The organism is Paenibacillus cremeus (assembly GCF_007786445.1).
Lineage (GTDB): Bacteria > Bacillota > Bacilli > Paenibacillales > NBRC-103111 > Paenibacillus_G > Paenibacillus_G cremeus.
Genome location: NZ_VNJI01000038.1, coordinates 34303 through 46370 on the forward strand (window position 1 = coordinate 34303; position 12068 = coordinate 46370).

The 12068-nt window shown below is 55.2% G+C and carries 10 protein-coding genes; 9 read left to right on the forward strand and 1 reads right to left on the reverse strand.

Annotation, left to right across the window (positions count from 1 at the left end):
- Nucleotides 1-21: 21 nt before the first annotated feature.
- From FPZ49_RS24230 to FPZ49_RS24265, 8 genes are all read left to right on the forward strand, one after another.
- A complete protein-coding gene (locus tag FPZ49_RS24230; protein WP_186446049.1) occupies nucleotides 22-1530 on the forward strand; it encodes an extracellular solute-binding protein in 1509 nt (502 codons plus the stop codon).
- A gap of 48 nt (nucleotides 1531-1578) precedes the next feature.
- A complete protein-coding gene (locus FPZ49_RS24235; protein ID WP_144851925.1) occupies nucleotides 1579-4038 on the forward strand; it encodes a GH116 family glycosyl-hydrolase in 2460 nt (819 codons plus the stop codon).
- 60 nt (nucleotides 4039-4098) lie between these two features.
- A complete protein-coding gene (locus tag FPZ49_RS24240) occupies nucleotides 4099-5166 on the forward strand; it encodes an ADP-ribosylglycohydrolase family protein (RefSeq protein WP_186446050.1) in 1068 nt (355 codons plus the stop codon).
- A 39-nt stretch (nucleotides 5167-5205) separates the two neighbouring features.
- Nucleotides 5206-6324 carry an ADP-ribosylglycohydrolase family protein gene (locus tag FPZ49_RS24245; RefSeq protein WP_144851929.1) on the forward strand — a complete coding sequence of 373 codons (1119 nt, stop codon included), beginning with the start codon at nucleotides 5206-5208 and terminating at the stop codon, nucleotides 6322-6324.
- 50 nt (nucleotides 6325-6374) lie between these two features.
- Nucleotides 6375-7478, forward strand: a complete 1104-nt coding sequence (locus FPZ49_RS24250; protein ID WP_144851931.1) for a Gfo/Idh/MocA family oxidoreductase — start codon at nucleotides 6375-6377, stop codon at nucleotides 7476-7478.
- Nucleotides 7475-7945, forward strand: coding sequence for an RpiB/LacA/LacB family sugar-phosphate isomerase (locus FPZ49_RS24255; protein ID WP_144851933.1), 471 nt, complete (start codon nucleotides 7475-7477; stop codon nucleotides 7943-7945). Before FPZ49_RS24250 ends, FPZ49_RS24255 begins: the two co-directional genes overlap by 4 nt.
- Entirely contained in the window at nucleotides 7935-8876 is a 942-nt protein-coding gene (gene rbsK / locus FPZ49_RS24260; protein ID WP_144851935.1) for a ribokinase, read from the forward strand. The genes FPZ49_RS24255 and rbsK overlap by 11 nt, the downstream gene beginning before the upstream one ends.
- A gap of 309 nt (nucleotides 8877-9185) precedes the next feature.
- Nucleotides 9186-9782: an AAA family ATPase gene (locus FPZ49_RS24265; RefSeq protein WP_144851937.1), complete on the forward strand. Its 597-nt coding sequence runs from the start codon at nucleotides 9186-9188 to the stop codon at nucleotides 9780-9782.
- A 62-nt stretch (nucleotides 9783-9844) separates the two neighbouring features.
- On the opposite strand, the gene FPZ49_RS24270 is transcribed toward FPZ49_RS24265, so the two are convergent.
- Entirely contained in the window at nucleotides 9845-10519 is a 675-nt protein-coding gene (locus tag FPZ49_RS24270) for a cupin domain-containing protein (RefSeq protein WP_144851939.1), read from the reverse strand.
- A 279-nt stretch (nucleotides 10520-10798) separates the two neighbouring features.
- Between FPZ49_RS24270 and FPZ49_RS24275 the strand changes: the two genes are divergently transcribed.
- Nucleotides 10799-11914, forward strand: coding sequence for a glycoside hydrolase family 88/105 protein (locus tag FPZ49_RS24275; protein WP_144851941.1), 1116 nt, complete (start codon nucleotides 10799-10801; stop codon nucleotides 11912-11914).
- Nucleotides 11915-12068: the final 154 nt, after the last annotated feature.

Sequence of the window (12068 nt, forward strand, 5' to 3'; positions counted from 1 at the left end):
CTTATGGGAGGTTATGGTCAAATGAATGGAAAGCAGAAAATCAGCTTAGGCTTGTCCGCAGCACTGCTTCTGTCCGTGGTCACCGCATGCAGCAAGAACGATCCACCCCCGCCTGCGGCAAACGGTGCCAATGACACCGGGCCTATCAAGCTGCTCTATACCAAGGGCGGCTTCGAGAAGGCGCCGGACGGCAATCCGATTAAAGACGCGATAGAGAAAGGCTCGGGCGTGAAGTTTGACATGGTTTCGCCGCCATCCGCCAACTACGCGGATCAAGTGCCGGTCATTCTGGCGTCCAACGATAAGCCGGACGTCGCGGTGATGCCTACGAGCCAGGCGGTCTTTGATTATGCGAAGCAGGGCGCGCTGCTGGATTTGAAGCCGTACCTGAAGCTGATGCCGGATGTGGAGAAGTCGGTTCCCAAGGAAGCGCTGGACTATTTTACGGTGGACGGCAAGCTGTGGGCCATTCCGATCTGGACCAGCCCATATCGCTATAATTTCGTCATGCGGGGCGACTGGCTAAAAAAGCTGAACCTGCAGGTGCCAAAAACGCTGGATGAGCTGCACAACGTGCTGGTCGCGTTTACCGAGAAGGATCCCGACGGCAACGGCGTAAAGGATACGTACGGTTTTAGCGGGCTGGGACTCGATTCGCTCGACGGCATCTTCGGTGCGTTCGGGGTGGTGGCCGGCGACGCTCCATGGGTGACGCCGACGAAGGCAAGCGTCTATTTCACGGAGCAGAATGGCAAGCTGATTCCGCAAACGACGCGTCCAGAAGCCAAGGAAGCCTTGACCGTGCTTGCCAAGTGGTACCAAGAGGGACTCATCGATCCGGAGATGTTCACCCAAACCTCTGCCGTGCGGGATGAGAAGTTTGTGAAAAACCGGTATGGCGTCTCTGCCAACTGGTGGACCTGGGAGTCCAACCAAGAGGTAACGATGAAGAAGTCGGATCCGAACGTCCAGCTGCTTCGTATTGCTCCTCCGATCGGGCCTCGCGGGGAGTCGGGGATGCGCGGTACACCGCTCGTAGCACGAGGAGTCGTCGTTCTGGGGAATACGAAGCATCCGGAGGCGGCGGCCAAGTTCATGAACTATTTCAACTCCGATGAAGGTGGAATGAATACTTACACAGGCATCGAAGGCATTCAGTGGGAGAAGAAGGACGGCAAAATTTACACGACACCGCAGTTTGATAAAGACAGCAAATGGATTCAATGGTACTCGTTGTTTGAGAACGAAGCCCCGCTGCTGAAGGTGGAAACGTATGCCGTACAGTCCCGCCGGGATGCGTTTAATTGGAAGGTCATTAAAAATGCCGCCGACCTGATGAACACGCAGGCTGAGCTCAAGTATTCCGCCGATTTACGCGGACTGACTGCCGACTATTATGCTCGTTTCATCACCGGCAAAACCCCGCTCAGCGACTTCGACAAATACGTGCAGGAGTTCAACAAGCGTGGCGGTCAAGAGTGGACGGATGAGGTCAACAAAATTTATCAAGAGCGAAAAGCGAAAAAGTAGCTCGCGTTCTAGATCAACTTCAGTCGAATCGCTAAAGGAGCGGTAAGCATGGTGTTTCAAACCCAGAGCAAAGCTGCGGATTCCCGCTCACCGCGAACCTACACAGCAGAAGCGACGGAAGCCGCATTCTTGCTAGGAGGGATCGGCACCGGGAATGTATCCCTTGGAAGCCGAGGGGAATTCCGCGACTGGGAGCTGTTCAATCATCCCGATAAAGGGATGCAGTACCCCAACTCCTATTTCGCCATCTGGGCGAAGAAGGAAGGGGAGCCGCCGATGGCTAAGGTGCTGCAGTCGCAATTCAAGCCGCCGCACAGCCGGTCGCAAGGGTATTCACCGTATGCAGGCGGAGGCCTGCCAAGAATGGAAGCATCTCGCATGACAGGCGAGTATCCGATCTGCCGCATTGCGTTCGAGGACGATCACTTGCCGGTGCAGGTGGAGCTGGAGGCCTACACGCCCTTCATTCCACTCAACGCTGACGATTCCGGGATTCCCGGCGCTATTCTGACCTACCGGGTCCAGAATGTCTCGGATCGGTCCGTCGACGTGACCGTGGCAGGGTCGTTGATTAATCCGGTCGGCGGAATCGGGTTTAACGCTTTTGGCGGCATGGAGCTGCCAAACGCCGGGCGGAATGTGAATGACCTCGTGCAGGGGGATGGGTTCAGCGGATTGTATCTGCATTCGCTCAAGCATGAGGTGTCGAGCTTGCTCTACGGAAATTTGTCGCTGGTAACCACGAACCCGAATGTGACGTACAAAAGGGTATGGCTGCGGGGCGCTCATTTCGATTATTTGCAGGAGTTCTGGGATGATTTTGCTGAGGATGGCCGCCTGAACGATCTGGGCTATGACTCTCCCTCTGACGAGCATAAGACGGATACCGGCACGCTTGGTGTTTACGAAACGCTGGCTCCAGGGGAAACGAAGCCGTTTCAATTCATCCTGTCGTGGTATTTTCCGAATCGGATTAACGGATGGGGCGAGCAGTTCCGGGTACGGGCCGAGGGCCGGGAAACCACGCAAAATTACTACGCCAACCGCTTTGACAGCTCATGGTCAGCTGCAGCGTTTATCGCGAGGAACCTGGAACGACTCGAACGGGAGACGTATTTGTTCCGGGATGCCCTGTTCAGCAGTACGCTGCCCGAGGAAGTGCTGGACGCAATTTCCGCGAACATCACCGTGCTTCGGAGTCCTACCTGCTTCCGACTACAGGACGGTAAGTTTTTCGGCTTCGAGGGCAGCCTGAACCGGCTGGGCAGCTGCGACGGGACCTGCACCCACGTGTGGAACTACGCGCAGACGGCAGCGTTTCTGTTCCCTGAGCTGGAGCGTAGCATGAGGCGGACCGAGTTTTTGCAGGAGCTGCACGAAGACGGCAAGATGAACTACCGCGCAACAAGGGTGTTCGAGTCTGTATTTGTCTGGCCGGGCAATATCATTGCTCCCGGTGCAGCGGATGGGCAGATGGGCGCGATCATGCGGGTGTTCCGGGAATGGAAGCTGAGCGGGGACGATGATTTTTTGCAGGAGCTGTGGCCTTCCGTTCAGAAAGCGCTGGCTTATGGTCTTACACATTGGGACACCGATGGAGACTACGTCTTCGATGGCGAGCAGCATAACACGTACGATATCGATTTTCATGGTCCGAACTCGCTGACAGGGATTTTATTTCTGGGAGCTCTGAGAGCAGCAGAGGAGATGGCAGCGTACCTCGGGGAAGACAGCAAAGCTGTGTGCTACCGGGAATTGTATGAGCAAAGCGCCGCCCGTCTCGATGAGCTGATGTGGAACGGCGAGTATTACGTGCAAAAGGTCGACGACGTCGATCAGCATAAGCACCAGCTTGGGCGGGGATGCTTGTCCGATCAGCTGCTGGGCCAGCAATTCGCTCATTTATATGGGCTTGGTTATTTGCTCCCGCGGGATAAGATTCGCAGTGCCTTGAGCGCCGTATACCGGTACAATTTTCGCGACGAATTTTATTCGCACACCAACTGCCAGCGCGTCTATGCCTTGAATGATGAGCAAGGCTTGCTGCTGTGCTCCTGGCCGCAGGGAGGACGTCCGAAGCTGCCGTTTGTGTACTCGGATGAGGTGTGGACCGGGATTGAATACCAGGTGGCGACGCACTTGATCTATGAAGGCTTCATAAATGAGGGGCTGAAGCTGGTGAAGGCGATTCGCGACCGTTACGACGGCGTGCGGCGCAGCCCGTGGAACGAAGTGGAATGCGGTCATCATTATGTCCGGTCCATGGCTAGCTGGGGATTGCTCCTTGCGTTAAGCGGCTTCAAGTTTGATCTGGCACAAGGACGTATGGAGTTCGCGCCGGTGATCGATCAGGAGTGCTTTGCTGCCTTTTGGAGTACGGGCAAGGCATGGGGAACGTATCTGCAGCGCAAGAATCAGGCCGGGGAGCTGGAGGCAGAGGTCAACGTGCTGTATGGCGACGCTGCGGGAATGAAGGTGTGCGCTTGCGGCAAGGAATGGATACTTTAATTTACGCAAAAATGGCATCGATGCCATTTTTATAAAGAACACATGAGGAGAGAGCAAACGATGAGTGAACAAGTCAGCTTAAAGGACAAATTTTACGGATGTATTGCGGGAGTGCATATCGGTTCTGCGATGGGTGCGCCAGTAGAAGGCTGGGATTTTGAACGCACAGAAACAACCTACGGTATTTTGGATAAGCTGGTTTCTTACGAGCATTTCAACAACGGCTGGGTGCGCGAAGCGGGGACGACCGAAGACGGCGTCGAGCGGCAGAAGCTGATGATCTCCGCCATTATCGAGAAGCAGGATCGCGTGACAGCCGAGGATGTGCGCAGACAGTGGGTGGCCAAGATCAAGCCGGAATCGGCCGGTATGATTTCCGAGCCGTTCGAAGCGGTGCTGCTCGCGATGGCGAAAAGCGGCATCCCGGCCCGGGATATCGGCAAATATTGCGATTATGCCGGTCTGAACAGCTTCTCCCGCTCGTGCCACCCGATTGGCTTAATTAACGCGGGCGATGTCGAGAATGCGATTAACGATGTCAACGAAGTCGGACAGCTGTATCAAACGACGAATGGCCGGGGGTTAAAATGGGCTTGCGTGACGGCCACGGCAATTGCAACGGCTACGAAGGCAAATGCGACCGTCGATAGCGTGATCGGGGCCATCTATAATTACTGCGACCCGGATATAGTCGTGCGGGAGATTGACCGTGAGCTGAAGCGTACGCAAAATATCTCCGACATCCGCGAATTGCGTAAGACGTTATATCAGTCGTACAGCATTCGAGGGATTCCTTATGAAGTGAGCTATGCTAACGAAGTGGTAACGAAGGCCATCTGCATCTTCCGGATGGTTCAAGGCAATGTTAAGGACGCTTTGATTACCGCGACCAACATGGGAAGAGACACCGACTGCGTGACGGCAGTAGCGGCAGGCATCTCCGGTGCGCTAAGCGGGACGAAGCAGATTCCCGAGGAGTGGATCAAGCAGGTGGATTATGCCACTTCACTGCATGTTGTAAGCAACTCCCACCGTACGATGAAGGAGCATGCGGAGGGGCTGTATCAAGCCTATCATTCCCGATTGCTCAAATTGAAGGCGTATTCCGAGCAAATGGCAGCAATTTAACAAACGTAAAAAAACTAACCATACGAGGAGAGTTTGAGCATGAGCCAGAACATCAGTCTGAAGGATAAATTTTACGGCTGCATCGCCGGTGTTTATGTGGGGGCAGCAATGGGCGCACCAGTTAAGGGCTTGAGCCATCAGGAAATTGAAGCGAAGTACGGCGTCTTGGATCGGCTCTTGTCCTACGAACGTAACAACAGCGGTTGGGTGCGTGAGAAGGGGACGACGGAGGACGGAGTCGAGCGGCACAAGCTGATGGCGACAGCGATTATCGAAAAGCAGGATCGCGTCAATGCGGAGGATATTCGCGCGATCTGGGTTCGAGACATTCGGGCGGAAGCGGCAGGAACGATCGCGGAGCCATTCGAGACGACTCTGCTCGGGGTAGCAAAAAGCGGCATTCCAGCGCGGGACCTCGGCAAGTACTGCGACTACGCGGGACTGAGCACGGCCTCTGGTTCCTGCCAGCCGATCGGCCTCATCAATGCGGGCGATGTACGCAATGCCGTGGCCGATGCGTTTGAGATCGGGCAGCTGTATCAAGCGTCGAAGAGCTATGCGGTGCGCTGGGCAGGCGTTTCCGCTGCGGCGATCGCTTCGGCAACCAAGCCGGGGGCCACGGTGGACAGCGTGATCGGCGATATTTTCCGCTATTGCGATTACTCCGATCTGGCCGCCAAAATCGACGGGACCAAGTACGGCTATCTGCGCGATAATGTCATTCAAGAGCTGGATTCGGGCCTCAAGCGCACGGTGCACTGCCAGGATTTCCGCGAATTACGCGAAGCCTTCGATAAAATCTATTACGGCTGCGGCGTGCCGTATTGCAACAGCTTTGCCAACGAAGCACTGACGAAGGCCCTCTGCATCCTTAGATTGGTCAAAGGCAACGTGCATGATGCGATCCTGGCGGGCGTAAATATGGGAAGAGATACCGACTCCGTAGCCTCCATCGCCGGTGGATTGGCTGGAGCGCTGAGCGGCTCAGCGACTTTGCCCGAGGAGCTGATTCAACAGGTAGATCAGGCGACGGCCCTGAACCCGTACACGAATCAGCAGCTTACGATCCGTCAGCAAGCCGACGGTCTGTATCAAGCGTTCCACGCACGTCTGCAAAAAATCAACACGTTTACCGAGACCATGCTCGCGACCAGCTAAGCTAAAGGCTGAGAGGATGGCTGAGATCGTACACCGGGAGGAACCTATTCATGACCAAATATAAAGTCGGGATTATCGGTCTCGGCGAAGTCGCTCAAATCATTCATCTGCCGGTCCTCGAAAGCTTGTCCGATCGGTTCGAGGTGACTGCGATCTGCGATATTTCGCCGAAGCTGCTGGAGGTTATAGGCGACAGGTATCGTGTGCCGGTGCAGCGCCGATTTACGAATGCCGCTGAGCTGACGAGCCTGGCAGAGCTGGACGCCGTCCTGATCTGCAACAGCGACGAATACCATGCCGAATGTGTCATTTCGGCGCTTCAGAACCGAAAACATGTGCTTATTGAGAAGCCGATGTGCCTCACGATGCAGGAAGCCGACGAGATCATCCGGGTTCGCGATGAGATGGGCATGAAGGTGATGGTCGGTTACATGCGCCGGTATGCTCCGGCGTTTGTGCAGATGGCGGAGGAAGTCAAGCGCTTAAGCAAAATCAACTATGTGCGGGTCCGCGATTTGATCGGCGGCAACCATCTGTTCATCAATCAATCGAGTAACGTGTACCGGTTCGACGATATTCCCGAGCACGCCAAGCTCGACCGGACGGAACGTGCCGCCAGGTTGGTGGAGGAAGCGATCGGCGAGGACGCGTCCACGGACCTGAAGTCCGCCTACCGGCTGCTATGCGGGCTCGGAAGCCATGATTTATCTGCGATGCGGGAGCTGATCGGCTTCCCTAAGCGGGTTATGGCTGCGACGCAGTGGAATCAGGGCCGGTTCATCAGCGCGATTTTGGAATATGACGGCTTTCGGGTCACGTATGAAACGGGGATCGACAGCAACCGTCTATTCGATGCCCACATTCAGGTGTACGGCAGCGATAAATCGCTGAAGGTGCAGTACAATACGCCATACATGCGACATCTGCCGACGACCCTTCACGTGAGTGCAACCGAAGGAGAAGCGTACGAGGAAAAAGTCATTCGTTCTACCTTCAAAGACCCGTATACGTGCCAGTTTGAGGCTTTTTATGACGTGCTCGCCCATGACCTTACGCCCAAAACGACGCCGGAGGATTCCAAGTCGGATCTGCAGTTATTCCGTATGCTGATCGAGGCGATGAAGGAAAGCGAGACGAGGAGGGAAGAGCGATGAGAATCGCGATCGGAAGCGATCATTGCGGCTATGAGATGAAGGTTGCGTTAAAGCCGCTGCTTGCGCAAATGGGAGTCGAAGCGGTCGATTTCGGCTGCCATTCGACGGAGCCGGTCGATTTTCCCGATGTGGCAAAAAAGGTTTGCGATGCGGTGCGCGAAAACTTGTTCGAGCGGGGCATTATGGTTTGCGGAACCGGCGTCGGGGCGGCCATTGCAGCCAATAAAATTCCGGGCATCCGCGCCTCGGTTTGCCATGACATTCATTCGGCACACCAATGCGTGGAGCACGATGATGTGAACATCATGTGCATCGGCGCTCAGATCATCGGCCCGTGGCTGGCGATCGATCTGGTCCGGGCCTTTCTGGACGCGAAGTTTAGCACGGAGGAGCATTTCCGCCGCCGGGTCGATAAGCTTCGATTATTGGAGCTGGAAGGCGCTAGGGAGCTCGTGAATGGCAGTTGAAGCTAATGAACGCGTGTGGCCCCGCATCGTGGTGGTCGGCAGCCTGAATCTGGATCTCGTGATGCAGGTGGAGGCGTTCCCAAAGGAAGGGGAAACGCTGTTCGGCAGCGGGCTGTCGGAGGTCGCAGGAGGCAAAGGCGCCAACCAAGCCGCAGCGGTCGGCAAGCTGGGCACGGCGGTGAGCCTGATCGGTAAGGTGGGCAGAGATGCGAGTGGAGACAAGTTGATCCACTCGCTGCAGCAGGCCGGGGTGGATACCTGCGCTCTGCTCCCCTCGGATCAGCCGACGGGACGGGCGCTCATTACCGTCAACGCATCCGGTCATAATTACATCGTTGTCATTCCCGGAGCCAATGCGGATCTGACACCCTTCGATATCGATGAGCAGCGACAGGTGATCGAGCACTGCGAGATGGTAGTGCTTCAGCTCGAAATCCCCATCGAAACGGTAGCCTATACTCTTCGTTTAGCGAAGCGGTTGGGCAAAACGACGATTTTAAATCCTGCACCGGCGCCTGCCCATCAGCTTAGCAGCGAGCTATTGCAGCTGGTCGACTTCCTCATCCCGAATGAGCATGAGCTGCAAAGCCTGACGGGGTTCCAAGCGGTGGCAGATCCGGCTTCGCTCGAAGTGGCGGCTCAATCGCTGCTTGAGCTCGGGGCGCAGGCGGTCCTTGTAACCTTAGGCGAAAAAGGCTGCTGCTATCTGGATCGGCAGCAGGTGAAAACGTATCCGGCACGCAAGGTTGAAGCGGTGGATACGACGGCTGCCGGTGACAGCTTTATCGCAGGCTTCGCGGTCAGCTACCTACAGCAGCGCGACCTTGATGCAGCCGTCGCTTACGCCCAGCAGGTCGCAGCCATCACGGTAACCCGGCATGGCGCACAAAGCTCGCTGCCTACTCGTGAAGAGGTGGAAGCGTTCGGTTAAATCATGGAGCAGCCCGTTGTACAGCGCAACGGGTTGTTTTATTTTAAAGGCCCGTGATCACGGAAGTGGTTGCGGGCTTTCATCATTTTCATTCAATCAAACAATTTGTTAATAATTTAACACTTTTAAGATGATTACCACATAATTTCTCTAACACGACCGGCTTAAGGGAATGCTGGGATAACGATCAAGAGCGATTTCATGGTACAATTACTAAACGATATGATAAAAAGCGAACCGACTCATGTGAGGAACGCCAGAGCTTAACGATTATGCTTGTAAATAATGTGGAAGGAGCCGCTGCCTTAGATGAGCCATCTCGTATTTTTCTTAGGTCCGGCCGGGGCGGGTAAAACCACACTCGCCCAAGCGGTAGCGAAGCGGCGCCGCGCCGCCTTCTTCGACATGGATACGCTGCTGCGGCCCGCGGCAGAGGCGATCATGACGCTGTCCGGGCTCGACCCGAACGATCGCGATTCCGCCGAGTACAAAGCGCGCTGCCGCGACCTGGGCTACCGCATCACAATGGACGCCGCGCTGGACAATGTGAAGCTGGAGCTGGACGCGATGGTCGTTGGCCCGTTCACGAAGGAGACCGATGACCCGCAGTGGCTGGAGCAAGAGCTGTCGCGGATCGGAGCGTCGCTGACGGAGGTGGAGGTCAAGGTCGTGTTCGTGCACTTAGCGAGCGATGAGCATTACCGCCAGCGTATTCAGGAACGGGGCTCCGCGCTGGATCTGTGGAAGCTCGACCACTGGAGTACGTTCAGCCGCTCGCTTGCGCTCCGCGAGATCCAGTGGAGCCTCCCCGCGGCGTCGGTTTTGTACTTCGACAACTCCGAGCCGCTAATCGACGCGAGACTAACCGAGGTCGAGCGGTTTAATTACGGCGGAGCGGAAGCTTAACGGAAACACAAAAAGGGTGATAAAGGAACACTCGTTCCTCTATCACCCTTTTTGTCGTACCCTTACTCGATCGCGACATTCTCCTGGTTCTGGTAAGCCCAGCCGTTGCCAATGACGCACCTGCGCTCCCCGGACCCATTCGGCCGGTTCGGCACCGAACGCGTCGGCTGGTTCGAAGTGGATACGCCTTGGACTTGGGCGATCTTGCAGTCGCTAGGCGGTCCGATGATCACCGTGCTCGTCAGGGGTGCGAGCACTTCTTTCAGCTTCGCCGTATCGAGGCAATACGTATATGCGATGACATTGGGAGGTGTTAACCGCAGCATGTCGGAGCCGAAGATGACGTCCGGTTGGGGGGCGTCGAAGATCGCAATCAGATGGGTATGATCTGCCTGCGCAACCTCATAATGCAGCCAGCCCTGAGGCGCCATCGCCACCTGACCGGCCTGAATCGGATAGTTGTTCAACGTATTCGTATACGGATTGATCACGGAGACGACCGCCGAGCCGGAAACGCAATACACCAGCTCATTGGAATTTTGATGAATGTGGGGCTCGACGACGTTGCCCGCGCTGAGATAAATATCCAGCAGTGAAGCATTCCCTATCGTATTGAGTTGCTGAATGCCCAGAACGTTAATGTAATTATTCGCATCCTTTTTGAAAAAGGGGCTAGTATTAACATCGAATGTGAATAGAGCGGACGGCGAAGCATAATTAAAACCCGGAGCCGGCATTTCGTATTCCTACCCTTCCCTGCTATAGGCATTTGATTGGATATCTTATGTAGATGCCCAAGTGAGAGTGCATGGTTTCGATCGTTTTTCCAAATTACTAGAACAAGAAAAGCAAGTTTTTCACGGTTCGGAGCAAGAATCCATATAGAACGCACATATCGCATCCTTTATAATAAGTCTTATGCATTCGGCACGTATGGCCAAATTTCGACGCTGCGTGTCGGATGCATAAGGACTCGATGTCTACATTCGTGAACGTAGCCCAAGGAGGAGCATGATATGAGCAAGAGCTGGTCCGTGGAGATGGCGGATTCCTTTATTCGAAAGTACCCGAAGGTTGCCGAGATGCCTCAGCACAAGAGAGTATCCTGGCATTATGAAAATGGCTGCGCTTTGACCGCCATGGAGCGGATGTGGAAGAAAACGGGCGATGAGCGCTATTTTAACTACATTAAAGAAAATATGGACATGTTCATCCGAGAGGATGGCACGATTACCACTTACAATTTGAATGAGTATAACGTAGACATGATCAACCAAGGCAAGACCCTGTTCCTGCTGTTTGAGCGCACCGGTGAAGAGAAGTACCGCAAGGCGATCGAGCTGCTCGTGACGCAATTGAAGGGACACCCGCGCACCAGCGAGGGCGGTCTGTGGCATAAAAAGATTTACCCGTTCCAAATGTGGCTCGACGGCGTATACATGACCTCGCCGCTCCTCGCGCAATATGCCGCGATGTTTAATGAGCCGCACTGGTTCGATGATGTAGCCAATGAAATTTTGCTGATGGAAAAAGTATCCCGCGACCCTGCGACCGGACTGCTGTACCACGGCTGGGACGAAAGCAAGGAAGAGCTTTGGGCCAATAAAGAAAACGGCTGCTCTCCGCATTTCTGGAGTCGTGCCGTGGGCTGGTACGTGATGGCGATCGTCGATGTGCTGGATTTCCTGCCGCTCGATCATCCGCAGCGCGGACAAATTATCGGCATTTTCTACCGCTTGACGGAAGCGCTCCTCAAGGTGCAGGACGAGGCCAGCGGCATGTGGTATCAGGTGCTGGATCAAGGCACGCGCGAAGGTAACTACCTGGAAGCGTCCGGCACGGCCATGTTTGCCTGCGCGATGGCCAAAGGCGCACGCCTCGGCTATTTGGGCGGCAATGCGCTCAAGGCTGCGCGTCGCGCACACCAAGGCTTGCTCGAGCGCTGCGTGGAAGCCGACGAGAACGGCAACCTGCGTTTGAACCATATTTGCAGTGTGGCCGGACTCGGCAACAAGCCGTATCGTGACGGCTCGTTCGCCTACTATATCAGCGAACCGACCCGTGCAGACGATCCGAAGGGCTCCGCGCCGTATATTATGGCCTGCATCGAGCTGGAAGCCATAGCCGAATAGGCTGAAGCTAATCGTTATGATGAACCCCCGTGCGGGGTTCTTTTCTTTTTTATGGACATAATAGCCAAATGTGAGATACGATATTCGGGGATTATAGTCAAGGATGACGGGTGTTTTTACATAGATAAGTAGAAGAAAGGGGGAGAATCGCGCT

What these genes read in the sequence shown, in the direction of transcription:
- FPZ49_RS24240 (WP_186446050.1), top strand. Translation starts at nt 4,099, where the DNA reads ATGAGTGAACAAGTCAGCTTAAAGGACAAATTTTACGGATGTATTGCG.
- FPZ49_RS24275 (WP_144851941.1), top strand. Translation starts at nt 10,799, where the DNA reads ATGAGCAAGAGCTGGTCCGTGGAGATGGCGGATTCCTTTATTCGAAAG.
- FPZ49_RS24250 (WP_144851931.1), top strand. Translation starts at nt 6,375, where the DNA reads ATGACCAAATATAAAGTCGGGATTATCGGTCTCGGCGAAGTCGCTCAA.
- FPZ49_RS24255 (WP_144851933.1), top strand. Translation starts at nt 7,475, where the DNA reads ATGAGAATCGCGATCGGAAGCGATCATTGCGGCTATGAGATGAAGGTT.
- FPZ49_RS24245 (WP_144851929.1), top strand. Translation starts at nt 5,206, where the DNA reads ATGAGCCAGAACATCAGTCTGAAGGATAAATTTTACGGCTGCATCGCC.
- FPZ49_RS24235 (WP_144851925.1), top strand. Translation starts at nt 1,579, where the DNA reads ATGGTGTTTCAAACCCAGAGCAAAGCTGCGGATTCCCGCTCACCGCGA.
- FPZ49_RS24265 (WP_144851937.1), top strand. Translation starts at nt 9,186, where the DNA reads ATGAGCCATCTCGTATTTTTCTTAGGTCCGGCCGGGGCGGGTAAAACC.
- FPZ49_RS24230 (WP_186446049.1), top strand. Translation starts at nt 22, where the DNA reads ATGAATGGAAAGCAGAAAATCAGCTTAGGCTTGTCCGCAGCACTGCTT.
- rbsK (WP_144851935.1), top strand. Translation starts at nt 7,935, where the DNA reads ATGGCAGTTGAAGCTAATGAACGCGTGTGGCCCCGCATCGTGGTGGTC.
- FPZ49_RS24270 (WP_144851939.1), bottom strand. Translation starts at nt 10,519, where the DNA reads ATGCCGGCTCCGGGTTTTAATTATGCTTCGCCGTCCGCTCTATTCACA.